Source organism: Paenirhodobacter enshiensis, from assembly GCF_000740785.1.
Lineage (GTDB): Bacteria > Pseudomonadota > Alphaproteobacteria > Rhodobacterales > Rhodobacteraceae > Rhodobacter > Rhodobacter enshiensis.
In genome coordinates this window covers 322,979-339,271 of record NZ_JFZB01000005.1, presented here as the reverse complement: position 1 = coordinate 339,271, position 16,293 = coordinate 322,979, and the positions used below count along the sequence as shown (strand labels likewise).

Genomic DNA, 16,293 nt, shown 5'->3' with positions numbered 1-16,293 from the left:
CCATGTCGCACAAACGTCTCACCCAACTGCAGCGTATCGCCGAGATGAAGCGAGACATCGAACTTGGCCGCCTCGCCAGGCTCGCCATGGCCCGCGAGGGATTGACCCAGGAAAGACAACGTCTTCAGGACCTGACCCGGCAGGCCGCCCGGGATGGCCAGACTTCGCTGCCCGGTGCCGGTGCAGCCGCGCTGTTCGCCTGCCTGACGGAAAATCGCGATGGCCAGATCACTCTGGAACAGGCGCGGCTCGAAGCGGAAATCGCCCGCGGCAAAGCGCTGGCGGCAACCGCTTTCGGTCGCGCCTCGGTCCTTGGAAAACTCTCGCGAGAGGCCCGGACCGCAGAAAAGCCGCCCCGGCCCACCGAAACTTAAGGATAGATCCAGACCGGCGTGCCTACCGCGACCATGGCATAGATATCCTCGATCTCGGTATCGGTGACAGCCACGCATCCTGCCGTCCAGTCACTGCCCCGTCCCTTGTCCTTGCCGGCGCGACCGTGGATGAAGATGTCTCCTCCCGGCCGGCGCCCGTTCTCCTGCGCATAGGCGATATCCGTGGGATTCGGATAGGACAGCCCCAGAGACAGATGGTAGGACGAGTTCGGGTTACGCCGATTGATGTAATAAAGCCCCTCGGGCGTCTTGCCATCACCTTCGAAGCGCTTCTTCCCGATCGGATTGCCCCCAAGGGCGATATCATAGGTCCGAACGATCTTGTCGTTCGAAAACAGATACATCACCCGCTTCTTCTTGTAGACCTGAACCTGGGTGATCGGCGGCCCCACATAGGGCCAAAGGAGTTTGGGAGACGAATCCCCGCCGCAAGCGGCAAGGGCCGTCAGGCTCGTGAGCCCGAGGATAAGGGTACGACGCTGCATGTTCCGCCTGTTATTCCTGCCCGTTTTTATTGAGTCTAGCAGATCCTAGCTTTGCGCGAAGCCCCTAATGCCGAATGAACGACGCCACAAGTTCGATATGCGCCGACCAGCGGAATTGATCGACGACGACCAGACGCTCCAGCGCGAAGCCGGCATCCAGCAGCGCACGGGCATCGCGCGCGAAAGTCACGGGGTTGCACGAGACATGCACCAGCCGGCGCAGCTTCGAAGCGGCGATCTCGCGCACCTGCGCCTCGGCCCCGGCGCGCGGCGGGTCGATCACCACGGCGTCGTAACGATCGATCTCGTCGGGCAGCAACGGGCGGCGGAACAGATCGCGCGCCTCATGGGTGACGCGCTTCAGTCCCTGCGCCTCGCGCCAGCCCTTGTCGAGCGCGGCGAGCATCGCGGCCTCGCCTTCCACGGCATGAACCTCGGCCGCCTCGGCCAGCGGCAGGGCGAAGGTGCCGCAACCGGCGAACAGATCGGCGATGCGTCCCGCGCCGGTCACCATCTCGCGCACCGCACCGACAAGCGCGGCCTCCCCCTCGGCGGTCGCCTGCAGGAAAGATCCCGGCGGCGGCGTCACCCGTGCCTTGCCGAAGGTCTGACTGGCCGGACGCGGTGCCGCCACCGTCTCGCCGTCCCAGCTCAACCGCGCGAGATCATGGCGCCGCGCCAGATCGGCCAGCGCCTCGAACAGCGCGGGATCCATCGCCTTGCCACCCTTCGCCGCGACCTCGACGCCCGCATCGGTCAGCGTCAGCGCGAAAGCGATCTCGCCCTTGCGCGAGCCGCCCAGCCCGACCGCCTCGTTCAGCGCCGGCAGCTTCGCCATCAGTTCGGGGCGCAGGATCAGACAGCCCGGCACCTCCACCACCGTATCCGAGGCCCGCGCATGAAACCCGACCAGCGTGCCCTTCTTGGTGCGCCGTCCGGAAAACGTCGCCCGCCGCCGCGTCGCCAGCGGCGAAGTCTCGACCCGCTCCACCCCGGCCTCGATCCCGCGCGCGGCCAGCGCCTGGCGCACCACATCGGCCTTCCAGCCTGCCACGAACCCGTCCGAGGCGTGTTGCAGCACGCAACCGCCGCAGGCCCGGTAATGCGGGCACGGCGGCTTCACCCGGTCGACCGAAGGCGTCACGATCCGCGGCGCTGCGATGCGCCCGTCGACAGCTTCGCCCTCGACCGTCTCGCCGGGCAGCGCCATCGCCACATGCACGGTCCCCTCGGGGCCCCGGGCCACCCCGTCCGCGATCAGCGAAAGGCGGTCGATGCTCACGATCATGGCGTTCGGCTCCATCCAGCGCCGAAGCGGGCCGCTGCCCCTTTCGGCTTTCCACAAATATCCCGGGGGTGAGGGCCGTCAGGCCCGAGGGGGCAGAGCCCCCTTGCGCCCCCGCCATCGGTCCCGCGCCTTAGCAAAGCCCGCGCCACAGCGCCAGCCGGCACGTTTCCTCAGCCCGCAACCGTCTCGACGCCCAGAAACCCGCCCGACTGCCGCGCCCAGTAGCGCGCATAAAGCCCGCCCGCGGCCAGAAGATCGGCATGGCGGCCCTGTTCGACGATCCGGCCGGCATCCATCACCACGATCCGGTCCATCTCGGCGATGGTCGACAGCCGGTGCGCGATGGCGAGAACCGTCTTGCCTTCCATCACCCGGCCGAGCGAGTCCTGGATCTGCGCCTCGACCTCGCTGTCGAGCGCCGAGGTCGCCTCGTCCAGCACCAGAATCGGCGCGTTCTTCAGGAAGGCCCGCGCCAGCGCAATCCGCTGCCTCTGCCCGCCCGACAGCTTCACCCCCCGCTCGCCAAGCGCCGCGTCATAGCCGCGATTGCCCTTGAAATCGACGAGGTTCAGGATGAATTCATGCGCTTCGGCGGCCTTGGCGGCGGCGATCATCTCGGCCTCGGTCGCGTCGGGCCGGCCGTAAAGGATGTTCTCGCGGGCCGAGCGATTGAACATCGCCGTCTCCTGCGTGACCATGCCGATCTGGCGGCGCAAAGATTCCTGCGTCACGTCGCGTATGTCGGTGCCGTCGATCGTCACCCGCCCGGTCTCCGGGTCGTAAAGCCGCAGCAGCAGCGCGACCAGCGTCGACTTCCCCGCGCCCGAGGCACCGACGATGCCGATCCTCTCGCCCGCCGCGATGCTCAGCGTCACGCCCGCCAGCCCGCCGCCCCCTGCGCGGCCATAGGCGAAACCGACATCCTCGAAACGCACCTCGCCGCGCACCCGGCACAGAACCTTGGCATCCGGCCGATCGCTCAGCGCATGCGCGGGCGCCAGCGTCTTCATCCCGTCCTCGATCTCGCCGACCGAGCCCCAGATCCCCATCAGCGCCATGCTGACCCAGCCCGACATCTGCGAGATTCGCATCGCGATGGCGCCCGAGGCGACGATCTCGCCGGTGCTGGCCTGACCGTTGCACCACATCAGCACCGCCCCGCCCACCAGCATCACCGGCAAGATCCCCGACAGCGCCATCTGCGCCGTGCGATAGGTGGTCGAGACCTGCCCGAACGCCCGCGCCGCCAGCCGGAACCGCGCCATCGCGCCAAGCGCCGCGCGGTCCTCGTGCTCGGCATGGGCGAACAGCTTCACAGTCTTGATGTTGGTGATGGTGTCGACCACCTGCCCGGTGACCATGGCCCGGCTCGCCGCCCGCTCGGCCGAGCAGGCCCGCAGCCGCGGCAGATAGGCCCGGATCAGCACGCCATAGGCCACCAGCCACAGCGCCATGCCGGCCGCCCCCCAGGTGTCGATGGTCAACAGCATCGCGACCGATCCGACGACCGAGGCCAGCGCGAACATCCCGGTGTTGATGACCTCGGTCGCGGTATCGGTGACGGCGCGCGCGGTCTGCATCTGCTTTTGCGCGATGCGGCCGGCGAAATCATTGTCGAAGAAGGTGACCGCCTGCCCCATCGTCCAGCGATGCAGCCGAGACAGCACCAGAGGCATCACGTTCGGATTGATAAGCAGGTTCGACGCCCAGGACGACAGCCCGAAGGCGCCCGGCCGCAACACCATGTAAAACAAAACGAAAGCCGCAATCAGCCAACCGTTTTCCGCGAACACCCGCTCGGCCGGGGTGGCCAGAACGCCGTCGATCACCCGGCCGAGCAGCCAGGCCGAGACCACCTCCATGCAGCCCGCCAACGCCGAAAGCGCGCCCGCCAGCCACAGTGCCGGCCACATGCCCCGCACGCACCAGCGCATGAAGGCCCCGAGGCGTTGCGGTGGCGGCCCATCGGCCGGACGGAAGGCATCGGTCTGCGTCAGATCATCTTGCATGTCCGGGATATAGCGCGCCCGCCCCGATGCGGAAAGCGTCAGCCCAGCAGATCGTCGCGTCCCGCCCGGAAGCCCGAGGCGATCCAACGCTCTTCCAGCGCGCGCAGCCGGCGCCCGATCTCGGGTCCGACAACGCCTTCGGGCAGGTCGGCGGCACGCAGCGGGAAGCGCTGCCGGGCGCCGAAGGCGACCGCCCCGGCCCAGCCGGCGGGCGGTGCCATCTCGCTCAGCGCGGCATGGGCCAGCACCGCCGCCGCCCCGATCCGCGCGCCCAGCCGATAACCCAGAACCGCCGGATCGCCGCCCACAAGCGCCGCCTGCCGCAACCGGGCCAGATCGCGCGCCTCGGCCCGCGACAGGCGCAGGGCATCGGCCGCGTCCCCGCCGCCCAGAACCGCCAGACGACACAGCCAGTCGGGCGCCTGCCCGTCCTCGAGATGCACCAGCACCGGCAAAGACCGATCGTCGGCGCCGGGCAGCACATGGGCCAGCACCCCCGCCGCCCGCATCGCGGCAACGGCCGGGGCCGGGTCGGGCGCATCGAGCAAACGGCGCATCTCATGGCCGATCCGCTCGCGCGACAGCCCGTCGATCCCATCGGCGAGCGCGGCACAGGCCGCCAGCCCCCCGGCATCGAGGCCCAGCGCCGGATCGCCATACAGCGCCGAGAACCGGAAGAACCGCAGGATGCGCAGGTAATCCTCGCGGATCCGCCGCTCCGGTTCTCCAACGAAGCGCACCCGCCCCGTCGTCAGATCGGCCAGCCCGGTGCCCACCGGATCAATGACCGTGCCATCGGCCGCGGCATAAAGCGCATTCATGGTGAAATCGCGCCGTGCCGCATCCTCGGCAATGTCAGTGGTGAAGGCCACGGTGGCATGGCGGCCATCGGTATGGGTATCGCGCCGGAAGGTGGTGACCTCATGCGGCTCGCCCCCGGCGATCACGGTGACGGTGCCGTGTTCGATCCCGGTCGGGACGGATTTCAGCCCCGCCGCCCCGGCCAGCGCGATGACGGTCTCGGGCAGGGCATCGGTCGCGATGTCGATGTCGGCGACCGGCCGGCCGAGAAGCGCGTTGCGCACGCAGCCCCCCACCAGAAAGCCGCGATGGCCCGCCCCGCTCAGCATCCCCAGCACCTGCTGCACCGGGGCCGAGGTCAGCCACTGCGCCGCGATCTTCATTCCGCCATCCTGTCGGCGAGGCTGCGCAGGATCCGCGCCGTCGCGCCCCAGACGTAATAAGGCCCCCAGGGCGCCACGTAATAGCACCGCTGCTGGCCGCGCCACAGCCGGCCCTCGATGCGGTAATTCGCCGGATCGGCGAAATGGGCGAAGGGGACGCAGAAGGCTTCCTCGACCTCACCGGGCTCCGCGCACAGGACAAAAGGCGCGCACACCCTCGCCACAACCGGGGTGACGAGATAGCCCGTCACCGTCCGATGCGGAGCAAGCGTGCCCATCACCTCGACATTTGCCGGATCGAGCCCGATTTCCTCGCGCGCCTCGCGCAGCGCAGCCCAAACCGGCGAGGGGTCGTTCAGCTCGATCTTGCCGCCGGGCAAGGCGATTTGACCGGGGTGATGGCGCAGCTGCGCGCTGCGCTTCGTCAGATGCAGGTGCAGCCCATCCGGCCCCTGTTGCAACGCCACCAGCACCGCAGCCGGGCGCAACCGCGCCCCTTCCGGCAGCGGTGTCGCGCCATTCAGATCGTAATCCGACGAGGGCCGCCCCGGCCGGGCCAGAGCGGCGGCAACCGGGGCGAACAGATCAGGCATCGGTACCGTCGCCCTCGCGCGGGGTGCCATCCGGATTGACCGTCGCCTCAAACCCGAGCGAGCGCGGATCGAAGATGTAATGCGCGCCGCAGAACTGGCAATCGGCGGTGACGGTGCCTTCCTCGGTCGTCATCGTCCTGATGTCCTTGGCGGAATAGATCGCCAGGCTGTCGCGGACCCGTTCCTCCGAGCAGGTGCAGCCGAATTCGACGCGCTGAGGGTCGAAGACGCGGGGCTCGTCCTCGTGGAACAGTCGCACCAGCAGCGAGGTCAGATCGACCCGCGGGCCGATCAGTTCCACCTCCTCGACGGTATCGAGCAGGATATTGGCGCGCTGCCAGTTCTCGTCCTCCTCGCCGGCGAGGATGTCGGTATGGCGCAGCACCCCATCGGTGCCCGAGCCCTCGCGCGCGGCGACGGGCGATTGCGGCATCAGCTGCAACATCGTGCCACCGGCGCGCCAGTGCTCGCCCTGACCCGGCAGGGTGGTGCGGCCGAAGGCCAGCTCGAAGCGCGTGGGCAGCTGCTCCGACTGGGCGAAATAGGTCTCGGCACAGGCGACGAGCGACCCGCCCTCGAGCGGCGTGATCCCCTGATAGGGCTGCATCCCCTCGCCCTGATCGATCATGATGGCGAAATACCCCTCGCCGATCTGGCTGAACGGCTTGGCCGAAGGATCGATCCGCTCGGCGTCGAACGAGGCCCAGGCGCGAATATGCGCCGGTCCGCCATCGGCACCGGGGGCGTAATAATCTGTCGCGATAGTGCGCACCGGGCCGTTGCCGCGGATCTGCAGCGACAGTTTCCAGCGCAGCTTGATGGTCTGACCGATCAGCGCGGTCAGCAGAGCGGCTTCGGCCACCAGCGCCTCGACGACGGGCGGATAATCGTGCTGCGCCAGAACCCGATCCAGCACCCCATCGAGGCGCGCGATACGGCCGCGAACATCCGAACGGTCGAGCTGAAACGGCAGGACGGTATCGTCCCAAGCGATTTGCGAAAGCGTGGTCATCTGTTTCCCGGGGGTTTTCGTTCAGCCCTTAGGCTGCCATACCCTGCCTATGTAGGGCCGGCAACCGTTCCGCCCAAGGGCAGCGAAAGGCAGACACAAATGCGGCGCTTCGGAGAGGCCATCGTCCGCGGGCAAACCTATCGCAAACGCCCCGGGGCCTATGCGATTCTCGAACGCGACGGGCAGATCCTGCTGACCCATCAACAGGCGCCGGTCCCCGAATACCAGCTTCCGGGCGGAGGCATCGACCCGGGCGAAGGCGCGCTTCAGGCCCTGCACCGCGAGGCCTTCGAAGAAACCGGCTGGAGCATCGCCAATCCGCGACGCCTCGGGGCCTATCGCCGTTTCGTATGGATGCCGGAATACGAATTCTGGGCGGAAAAGATCTGCTCGATCTTCGTGGCCCGGCCGATCCTGCAGCACAGCGCGCCGCGGGAAATGGGCCACACGGCCGTCTGGGTCACCCCCGAGGAAGCACTCGACCTGCTGGCGAATCAGGGTGACAGGCATTTTCTGGCGCGCTGGCTCGGACACTAGTCGGCATTGCGCTTCGCCCCGTCGAATTCGAACAGCACTGCCGAGATGTCGTCGGCGAGATGCCCGGAGGAACGCTCCTCGATCTGCCAGTAAAGCGCATCCAGAAAGGCCTGCCCGCGCAAACCGGCACAGCTGCGCATCATCTCCCCCAGCCCCTCCGAGGCCAGCGCCCCCCCCGCACCTTCCGCCTCGGTGATCCCGTCCGACCCCAGAAGGAGCCGGTCTCCCGGACACAGCCGCAGATTGACCGTCCCCCACTCGGCCGCATCGAACAGCCCGATCGGCAAACCACCCTGCCCGGGGAACTCTACCCCGCCATCCGACCGCAGGACCACGGGCGCAGGGTGCCCCGCCTGCACCAGCGCCACCCGCCCCGACACCAGATCGACATCGGCATAGATCATGGTGAAATAGCTTTCGGTGTGAATTTCCTCCAAAATCAGGCGGTTCATCGCCGTGGCCAGTTCCGCGGGATCGCGGGCGTCGTAGAAGCCCAGGTCTGTCTGAACCAGGGCAATGTTCTGTTCCGGAGCCGCCCCGGACAAATATCCCGAGATCCGCGAGGCCAGCAGCGCCGAGGTGATCCCATGTCCCGACACGTCAATGCCGTAAAGCCCGACTCGCCGGGCATTGATCGGAAAGAACCCGACCAGATCGCCGCCCACATGCCCCGAGGGATGCAGCATCAGCGACACCTGCGCCGAGCCGAAAGAGCGGAACCTTTCCCGAATCAGACTTTGCTGCAGATTTCTCGCCTCGTCGAGGTCTCGGCCGATGGTGTCGTAAAGCCCCCGCATTTCTGCCAGCGCCGCGGCCAGCATCCGGTTCTTCTCCTTAAGTTCGCGTTCCATCTGCAGGACACGAGCCCCGGCAGCCAGACGGGCACGCAACTCAGCTCCGTTGACAGGCTTTTGCAGGAAATCGTCCGCCCCCGCCTGCAACCCCAGGGCCACATCCGTTTTTTCCGGGCGCGAGGTCAGCAGCACGAAATAGCCATAGCTCTGGCGTTCCATGCCGCGGAAGATGCGACAGAATTCAAGCCCCGACAGCCCTGGCATCAGCCAGTCGGACAATACGATGTCGGGCGGCGCCGCCCGACAGATCGTCAGTGCCTCTTCCCCCGAGGCCGCCTCGCGGACGAAATAGCCCGCCTGCGTCAGCTGAGCTGTCAGGATCCGGCGCTGCATCCGGCTGTCGTCCACAACCAGAACGCAAAGCCGCCCCGCCCCGCCCGGCAGAGCCTTCGCCTCCGGTTGCGCCATATGTCCCACGCGACCCCCTTGCTCAGAACCGGGAGCAGTGTGTGTCACAAGGCCCTAATTTTCGATGAACGCCTGACCGTTTCGCCGTTAAGCATCCGGAAATGAATTCGCCCCATGCTGATCGTGGAAACGGAGGCGAAGATGATCAACTGGGACCGAATCGAAGACCTTCGCACCGACATCGGCGAGGAGGAGATGGCCGAGGTCATAGATCTGTTTCTGGATGAGGTGGAACAGGCCCTGTCGCAGATCGGAACCGCCCCCGACCGGGAGGCAGCAGCCCATTTTCTGAAAGGGGCAGCCCTCAACCTCGGCTTCAGTCGCTTCGCCGCGGAATGTCTGGTGGCCGAACAGACCTGCCACGCCGACCCCACAGCGCGGATCGATATCGCCGCGCTGCGTCAGTGTTACGAGGTCTCGAAGCAGGCGTTCCTGACTGGCCTGTCGGCCCGTGCTCCGCCGCCGGCTCAGATCAGGAATTCGGCGAGGATCTCGTCCTCGGTGATGTCGCGATAGCTGAACCCGGCCGCATCCAGCTTCGACGTGAGAGCGGCGAAGGCCTCGGGCTGCCTGGTTTCGATACCGATCAGCACAGAGCCAAAGTTGCGCGCCGACTTCTTTAGGTATTCGAAGCGCGCCACATCGTCGTCAGGGCCGAGCATATGCAGAAACTCGCGCAACGCTCCGGGACGCTGCGGCATCCGAAGGATGAAGTATTTCTTCAACCCGGAGAACCGTTGCGCACGCTCGCGCACCTCGGGCAGGCGCTCGAAATCGAAATTGCCGCCCGAGGTCACGCAGACCACGGTCTTGCCGCGAATCTCGTCCTTCAGGTCCTTCAGCGCGTCGATGGCCATCGCACCGGCCGGCTCCAGCACCACCCCCTCGACGTTCAGCATCTCGATCATCGTGACGCAGATACGATCTTCGGGGGCCAGCAAAACCTGCTCGGGCTTCACCCAGTCGAGCGAACGGAAATTCAGCTCGCCGATCCGGGCGACTGCAGCGCCGTCGACGAAGCTGTTGACCTCGTGGATGGTCACCGGCTCGCCCGCAGCAACGGCTGCGGTCAGGCTGGCACCGCCCAGCGGCTCGACGAAACGGAAATCCGTTTCCGGCGCTGTCGCGCGCAGATAGCCCGTGACACCGGCCGCCAGACCGCCGCCGCCGACCGGCAGCACCACCAGATCGGGCGCACGTCCAAGCTGATCGAGGATCTCGACCGCGACCGAAGCCTGCCCTTCGATCACGTCCGCATCGTCGAACGGCGCGAGGAAATAGGCCCCGGCCTCGGCGCAATATTTCTTCGACGCCGCAAGGGTCTGGTCGAAATAGTCGCCGGTCAGCACGATTTCGATCGCATCGCCGCCGAAGGTCCGGGTCTTGTCGATCTTCTGCTGCGGCGTGGTTACCGGCATGAAGATCGTTCCCTTCACGCCGAAATGGCGGCAGGCGAAAGCCATACCCTGCGCGTGGTTGCCGGCAGAGGCACAGACGAAATGCTTGGCATCGGGTTCGCGCTCGATCTCCAGCCGCATCGCGGTGAAGGCACCGCGCAGCTTGTAGCTGCGCACCGGCGTCAGATCCTCGCGCTTGAGCCAAATCTCCGCCCCGTAGCGGCGGGACAGGAATTCGTTGTGCTGCAGCGGCGTGGGATCGAACAACGCACGCAAGGCACGGGTGGCGGACTGAGCATCGAGAGCAAACTGGGTCATGATGCCGCTCTATTGCCCAAATCCACCGCACATTGCAAGAAAAATTCCCTCAGAAGCGAAACATAGCAACAAAAAATCAAATGACGCGCACAAAAACGATCCACCTCGACCGAAAACCCTCTGTATCCATGACATTGCAACCCTTGAGATACAGGGAAAAACGCTCTATCCCGCGCGAAATGTCCGAAACCCGGGGAGTCCCACCCATGTCCGCACCGAAAAAAGTCGTGCTTGCCTATTCCGGCGGCCTCGACACCTCGATCATCCTGAAGTGGCTGCAGACCGAATACGGCTGCGAGGTCATCACCTACACCGCCGATCTCGGCCAGGGCGAGGAACTCGAACCCGCGCGCAAGAAGGCCGAACTCCTCGGCATCAAGCCCGAGAACATCAACATCCTCGACGCGCGCGAGGAATTCGTGCGTGACTTCGTGTTCCCGATGTTCCGCGCCAATGCGGTCTACGAAGGGCTCTACCTGCTCGGCACCTCGATCGCCCGGCCGCTGATCTCGAAGCATCTCGTCGAGATCGCCCACAAATACGGTGCCGACGCCATCGCCCACGGCGCCACCGGCAAGGGCAACGACCAGGTCCGGTTCGAACTGTCGGCCCTCGCCCTCGACCCGACGATCCGCGTGATCGCACCGTGGCGCGAATGGAAGCTGCAGTCGCGCACCCAGCTGCTCGAATTCGCCGAGCAGAACCAGATCCCGATCGCCAAGAACAAGCGCGGCGAAGCGCCGTTCTCGGTCGACGCGAACCTGCTGCACACCTCGTCCGAAGGCCGCGTGCTGGAGAACCCCGCCGAAGAGGCACCCGATTACGTCTACCAGCGCACCGTCTCCCCCGAGGATGCGCCGAACGAGCCGGAATACATCGAAGTCACCTTCGAGAAGGGTGACGCCGTCGCGATCAACGGCGAGGCGATGAGCCCGGCCACGATCCTGACCGCGCTGAACGACTACGGCCGCAAGCACGGCATCGGCCGCCTCGATTTCGTCGAGAACCGCTTCGTCGGCATGAAGTCGCGCGGCGTCTACGAAACCCCCGGCGGCACCATCTTGCTGGAAGCCCACCGCGGCATCGAGGAAATCACCCTCGACAGCGGCGCGGGCCACCTCAAGGACAGCATCATGCCCCGCTACGCCGAGCTGATCTACAACGGCTTCTGGTTCTCGCCCGAGCGCGAGGCGCTGCAGGCGCTGATCGACAACACGCAGACCTATGTCACCGGCACCGTGAAGCTGAAGCTTTACAAGGGCCTCGCCCGCACCGTGGCGCGCTGGTCGGACTATTCGCTCTACAGCGAGAAGCACGTGACCTTCGAGGAAGACGCCGGCGCCTACGACCAGAAGGACGCTGCCGGCTTCATCCACCTGAACGCGCTGCGGCTGAAGCTGATCGCCGCCCGCAACGCCCGCGTGGCGAAGAAATGAGCCTCGCGCAGCCGCGGGCTGCCATCGTCACCGTCTCCGACCGCGCCAGCCGCGGCGAATACGAGGACAAGGGCGGCCCCGGCTGCGAGGCCTGGCTGAGGGAGGTGGTCACCACCCCCCTCACCATCACCCGCGACATCATCCCGGACGGGCGCGACAACGTCGCCGCACTGCTGCGCCGGCTGGTCGGGGAACAGGCGGACCTGATCCTCGTCACCGGCGGCACCGGCCCCGCCCCCTCGGATCAGACCCCGGAAGGCGTCGCCGCTGTCATCGAGAAGGAACTCGCCGGCTTCGGCGAGGAGATGCGCCGCGCCTCGCTCCTCGAAGTGCCGACGGCGATCCTGTCGCGCCAGTCGGCCGGCATCGCGGGACAAAGCCTGATCATCACCCTGCCGGGCAAGCCCACCGCCATCGCGACCTGCCTGAACGCGGTCTTCGCGGCGGTGCCCTATTGCCTCGACCTGATCGGCGCCGCGCGGATCGAGACCGACCCCGCCCGCATCCAGTCCTTCCGCCCGAAGGCGAAATGACGCCTGCCCGCAAGTGACGGCTGCCTTTCGGCTTTCCACAAATATCCCGGGGTGAGGCCGAAGGCCGAGGGGCAGAGCCCCTCTCGCCCCCGAACCGTCAGCGCTTCACGCTCGCCGTGATGTAATTCACCGACAGATCGCGATCCGACAGCTTCCAGCGCCAGGTGATCGGGTTGAACACCATCCCCTTGCGGTCGACGAAATCCAGCCCCGTGCGGCGGATCATCGTCTCCAGCTCGTCGGGGGTGACGAATTTCGCCCAGTCATGCGTGCCCACCGGCAGCCAGCGCATGATCCGCTCCGCCCCGACGATGGCCATCATGTAGCTCTTCGGATTGCGGTTCAGCGTCGAGCACAGCATCAGCCCGCCCGGCTTCAGCAGATCGGCGCAGGTCTGCGCGAACCCCTGAGGATCGGCGACATGCTCGATGATCTCCAAGGCCATCACCACGTCAAAGCGCTCATCCGTCGCCACGATGTCCTCGGCGGCGCAATGGCGATAGTCGATGGCAAGGCCCTGCGCCTCGGCGTGCAGCCGTGCGACGGGGATGTTGCGCTCGGCGGCATCGGCGCCCACCACATCCGCGCCCAGCCGCGCCACCGGCTCGCTCAGCAGCCCGCCGCCGCAACCGATGTCCAGCACCTTCAGCCCGGCGAAGGGCGCCGGCGCCTTCAGATCACGGCCGAACTGCTGTGCTATCTGTCCGGTCACGTAATCCAGCCGGCAGGGGTTGAGCATGTGCAGCGGCTTGAACTTGCCGTTCGGATCCCACCACTCGGCCGCCATCGCCTCGAATTTCGCCACTTCGGCGGGGTCGATCGTCTTCGTCGTCTTGTCCATCGGGGCGGTATCCATCGGGCTCTCTCCGGTCAGCGGTGCACCTTCCCGTGGCGGAGGGTGCTTTGCCGTTATATAGTCCGCTCATGGACAGAAACGCAGGTCAAAAGCGCAGCCCCGGCGCCTTTCTTTATCCGCAGATCGCGCCGTTCGACACCCGGATGATCGACGTCGGTGGCGGACACCGGATCTATGTCGAGCAGTCGGGCAACCCCGACGGTCAGCCGGTCATCGTCTGCCATGGCGGGCCGGGCGGCGGCTCCAGCCCGGCGATGCGGCGGTTCTTCGATCCGCAGCATTACCGCATCGTCCTGTTCGATCAGCGCGGCTGCGGCCAGTCGCGCCCGATGGCGGCAACCGAGAACAACACCACCTGGGATCTCGTCGCCGACATGGAGCGGATCCGCACCCTCCTCGGCATCGACGCCTGGATGATCTTCGGCGGCAGCTGGGGCTCCACCCTCGCGCTCCTCTACGCCGAGGCCCACCCGGGGCGTGTCACCGGGCTGATCCTGCGCGGCATCTTCCTCGCCACGCGGGCGGAACTCGACTGGTTCTACACCGGCGCCGCCGGACAGTTCTTCCCCGACCTGTGGCACGAGTTCATCCGCCCGATCCCCGAAGACGAGCGCGGCGATCTGATCAAGGCCTATCACCGCCGGCTGTTCTCGGGCGATTACGCGCAGGAATGCCGTTACGGGCGGCACTGGGCGATGTGGGAGAACGCCCTCGCCTCGGTCGATTACGACGGCCACCCCGCCGAGGCGCCGAGCGACTACACCCGCGCCTTCTCGCGGCTGGAGAACCACTATTTCACCCATGGCGCATTTCTGGAGGCCGACGACCAGATCCTGCGCGACCGCCACCGGATCGAGCATATCCCCGCCCTGCTGATCCAGGGCCGGTTCGACATGATCTGCCCGCCGGTGAACGCCTGGACTCTGGCCCAGGGCTGGGCACGCGCAAGGCTGACCTTCGTGCCCGCCTCCGGCCACGCGATGAGCGAGCCGCGCATCGCGAGCGAGCTGGTCCTCGCCACCGACCGGATGCGCGCCTGACAGGTTTTCGCATCACGCCCTCTTGAACGGCGCGCCGCCGATCCCGATGTAGCATCTGCGGGCCGGGCCCCTCTGACGCACATGCGTGATGTCGGACCGCATCGAGGATTGCTCGATGTCGGCCCGGCGAAACGGACGACCTCTCGGGCAGCGGCAAACGAGAGGACACCGTGGAATTTCTGACAATCGTCTTTCTGGGGGCGCAGCTGTGGATGTGGCTGACCTTCCTTGCGCTGGTGATCGGGCTTCTGGCCCTCGACCTCGGCGTGATGAGCAAACCCGACCATGAGATCAGCGTGCGCGAGAGCCTGCGCGCCTCGGCGATCTACATCGCCCTTGGCATCGCGTTCTCGGGCTTCGTCTGGCTGCAGATGGGCGCGACGGCGAGCGCGCAATACCTGACCGCCTTCGTGGTCGAGAAGACCCTCGCGCTCGACAACATCTTCGTCATCGCGCTGATCTTCGGCTTCATGGGCATTCCGCGCCGTTATCAGCACCGGGTGCTGTTCTGGGGCATTCTGGGCGTGATCGTGCTGCGCGGCGTGATGATCGGCGCCGGGGCGACGCTGGTCGCGCGCTATGACTGGGTGCTCTACATCTTCGCGGTGTTCCTCATCATCACCGGCATCAAGATGCTGTTTTCCAAGGAAGACAGCGAGCCCGATCTGTCGCGCAACTGGGTGCTGCGCGGGTTCCGCAAGATGATGCCGGTCTCCGACAAGATCGAGGGTCAGGCGTTTGTGGTGCGCCGCCCCGACGCGAAGGGCCGGCTGCGGCTGATGGCGACGCCGCTTCTGGTGGCGCTGGCGATGATCGAATTCGCCGATGTGGTCTTCGCCGTCGATTCCGTGCCGGCGGTGTTCACCATCACCACCGAACCTTTCGTGGTCTATACGTCGAACATCTTCGCCATCCTCGGGCTGCGCGCGCTGTATTTCGCGCTCTCGGCGATCCTGCACCGTTTCGCCTATCTGAAATACGCGCTCTCGGTGCTGCTGGTGTTCATCGGCGCCAAGATCTTCATCGCCGACATGATGGGCTGGGCGAAATTCCCGCCGGAGCTGTCTCTCGGGATCACTGTCGCGATCCTCGGCGCCGGCATCGGGGTGTCGCTGCTGCGCACCCGCACCGCCGCCTGAGCCCGAACCGGCGCACCGCCCCCGAGCCCGCCTCGGGGGCCAATGCCACAAGGCTTGCAGCATCGCGGCTTTTGCGCTATATGCCCCATCAACAGCGGCGCGTCGGGGTCCAAACCCGGGGCCCACCGGGTAGTTTCAACGGGCCGCTAGAGCCCGTTTTTTTGTTATCTGAAGGATCGGACCATGACCGACCTGCCCGAAGCCGGAACCCCGGCATCCAGCCTGATTGCCAAGACCGCGATCGACCGGCGCCTGGCCGGAATCGTCTCTCCCGTGATCGAGGGCCTCGGCTTCGAACTGGTGCGCCTGCGTCTGCAGGGCGGACGCCATCCGCTGCTGCAGATCATGGCCGACCGCCCCGAAGGCGGGATCGACGTCGACGACTGCGCCGCGATCTCGACCGCGGTTTCCGCCGTGCTCGACGTCGAGGACCCGATCGAGGACAAGTATACGCTCGAGGTCTCCTCGCCCGGCATCGACCGGCCGCTGACCCGGCTGAAGGATTTCGACCTGTGGGAAGGCTACGAGGTCCGCATCGAGACCTCGGAGCAGATCGACGGCCGCAAGCGCTTCAAGGGCGTGCTGCGCGGCACCGAGGGCGAGGAAGTCCTGCTGGAGATCGAGAACGCCGGCGAGACGGTGACGATCGGGCTGCAGTTCGACTGGCTGTCGGATGCGAAGCTCGTGCTGACCGATGAGCTGATCGAGGAAATGCTGCGCCAGAAGAAGGCGACCGAGACGGTCGACGAGACGCGCTTCGACGCGATCGAAGAAGAAGAACCGAATTCCCCCGACGAGGAGAACTGAGA

At 66.4% G+C, this 16,293-nt stretch carries 17 protein-coding genes; 8 read left to right on the top strand and 9 right to left on the bottom strand.

Features of this window, described 5'->3' with window-relative positions; all coding sequences use genetic code 11:
• Positions 1-2: 2 nt before the first annotated feature.
• Positions 3-374 carry a hypothetical protein gene (locus tag CG50_RS04490; RefSeq protein WP_036635589.1) on the top strand — a complete coding sequence of 124 codons (372 nt, stop codon included), beginning with the start codon at positions 3-5 and terminating at the stop codon, positions 372-374.
• Here CG50_RS04490 and CG50_RS04485 read toward each other — a convergent pair.
• The 6 genes from CG50_RS04485 to hslO all read right to left on the bottom strand — a co-directional run bounded on the left by CG50_RS04485 (position 371) and on the right by hslO (position 6,966).
• The gene (locus CG50_RS04485) at positions 371-880 is read right to left on the bottom strand and encodes a L,D-transpeptidase family protein (RefSeq protein ID WP_036635587.1); all 510 of its coding nucleotides are present in this window, start codon (positions 878-880) and stop codon (positions 371-373) included. The genes CG50_RS04490 and CG50_RS04485 overlap by 4 nt on opposite strands.
• Positions 881-944: 64 nt before the next feature.
• Complete coding sequence (locus CG50_RS04480) at positions 945-2,168, bottom strand: class I SAM-dependent RNA methyltransferase (RefSeq protein WP_036635945.1); 1,224 nt, start codon at positions 2,166-2,168, stop codon at positions 945-947.
• A gap of 170 nt (positions 2,169-2,338) precedes the next feature.
• The gene (locus tag CG50_RS04475) at positions 2,339-4,177 is read right to left on the bottom strand and encodes an ABC transporter ATP-binding protein (RefSeq protein ID WP_036635586.1); all 1,839 of its coding nucleotides are present in this window, start codon (positions 4,175-4,177) and stop codon (positions 2,339-2,341) included.
• A gap of 38 nt (positions 4,178-4,215) precedes the next feature.
• Positions 4,216-5,361, bottom strand: a complete 1,146-nt coding sequence (locus CG50_RS04470; RefSeq protein ID WP_036635585.1) for a CCA tRNA nucleotidyltransferase — start codon at positions 5,359-5,361, stop codon at positions 4,216-4,218.
• On the bottom strand, positions 5,358-5,954 hold the full coding sequence (locus CG50_RS04465) for a CoA pyrophosphatase (RefSeq protein ID WP_036635583.1): 597 nt from the start codon (positions 5,952-5,954) through the stop codon (positions 5,358-5,360). The genes CG50_RS04470 and CG50_RS04465 overlap by 4 nt, the downstream gene beginning before the upstream one ends.
• Positions 5,947-6,966: an Hsp33 family molecular chaperone HslO gene (gene hslO, locus CG50_RS04460; RefSeq protein WP_036635581.1), complete on the bottom strand. Its 1,020-nt coding sequence runs from the start codon at positions 6,964-6,966 to the stop codon at positions 5,947-5,949. The genes CG50_RS04465 and hslO overlap by 8 nt, the downstream gene beginning before the upstream one ends.
• A 99-nt stretch (positions 6,967-7,065) precedes the next feature.
• Between hslO and CG50_RS04455 the strand changes: the two genes are divergently transcribed.
• Positions 7,066-7,503, top strand: coding sequence for an NUDIX hydrolase (locus CG50_RS04455; RefSeq protein WP_036635579.1), 438 nt, complete (start codon positions 7,066-7,068; stop codon positions 7,501-7,503).
• Here the strand turns inward: CG50_RS04455 and CG50_RS04450 are convergent.
• Positions 7,500-8,765, bottom strand: coding sequence for a PP2C family protein-serine/threonine phosphatase (locus CG50_RS04450; RefSeq protein ID WP_036635577.1), 1,266 nt, complete (start codon positions 8,763-8,765; stop codon positions 7,500-7,502). The genes CG50_RS04455 and CG50_RS04450 overlap by 4 nt on opposite strands.
• Before the next feature lie 114 nt (positions 8,766-8,879).
• On the opposite strand from CG50_RS04450, the gene CG50_RS04445 reads away from it, so the two are divergent.
• Complete coding sequence (locus CG50_RS04445; RefSeq protein ID WP_051909495.1) at positions 8,880-9,281, top strand: Hpt domain-containing protein; 402 nt, start codon at positions 8,880-8,882, stop codon at positions 9,279-9,281.
• Here CG50_RS04445 and ilvA read toward each other — a convergent pair.
• Positions 9,233-10,480 (bottom strand): threonine ammonia-lyase IlvA, encoded by a 1,248-nt coding sequence (ilvA, locus tag CG50_RS04440; protein ID WP_036635575.1) that lies wholly within the window; start codon positions 10,478-10,480, stop codon positions 9,233-9,235. The genes CG50_RS04445 and ilvA overlap by 49 nt on opposite strands.
• 206 nt (positions 10,481-10,686) lie before the next feature.
• On the opposite strand from ilvA, the gene CG50_RS04435 reads away from it, so the two are divergent.
• Together CG50_RS04435 and mog are read left to right on the top strand one after the other, a co-directional pair.
• A complete protein-coding gene (locus CG50_RS04435) occupies positions 10,687-11,916 on the top strand; it encodes an argininosuccinate synthase (protein WP_036635573.1) in 1,230 nt (409 codons plus the stop codon).
• Positions 11,913-12,449, top strand: a complete 537-nt coding sequence (mog, locus tag CG50_RS04430) for a molybdopterin adenylyltransferase (RefSeq protein WP_036635571.1) — start codon at positions 11,913-11,915, stop codon at positions 12,447-12,449. Before CG50_RS04435 ends, mog begins: the two co-directional genes overlap by 4 nt.
• A gap of 97 nt (positions 12,450-12,546) precedes the next feature.
• On the opposite strand, the gene ubiG is transcribed toward mog, so the two are convergent.
• Positions 12,547-13,290, bottom strand: coding sequence for a bifunctional 2-polyprenyl-6-hydroxyphenol methylase/3-demethylubiquinol 3-O-methyltransferase UbiG (gene ubiG, locus CG50_RS04425; protein WP_036635943.1), 744 nt, complete (start codon positions 13,288-13,290; stop codon positions 12,547-12,549).
• An 83-nt stretch (positions 13,291-13,373) separates the two neighbouring features.
• Here ubiG and pip point away from each other — a divergent pair, with 83 nt between their 5' ends.
• The 3 genes from pip (at position 13,374) to rimP (ending at position 16,291) form a co-directional block, all read left to right on the top strand.
• Positions 13,374-14,345, top strand: a complete 972-nt coding sequence (gene pip, locus CG50_RS04420; RefSeq protein WP_036635569.1) for a prolyl aminopeptidase — start codon at positions 13,374-13,376, stop codon at positions 14,343-14,345.
• 170 nt (positions 14,346-14,515) lie between these two features.
• Complete coding sequence (locus CG50_RS04415) at positions 14,516-15,484, top strand: TerC family protein (protein WP_036635568.1); 969 nt, start codon at positions 14,516-14,518, stop codon at positions 15,482-15,484.
• A gap of 183 nt (positions 15,485-15,667) precedes the next feature.
• Entirely contained in the window at positions 15,668-16,291 is a 624-nt protein-coding gene (gene rimP / locus CG50_RS04410; protein WP_036635567.1) for a ribosome maturation factor RimP, read from the top strand.
• Positions 16,292-16,293 lie beyond the last annotated feature (2 nt).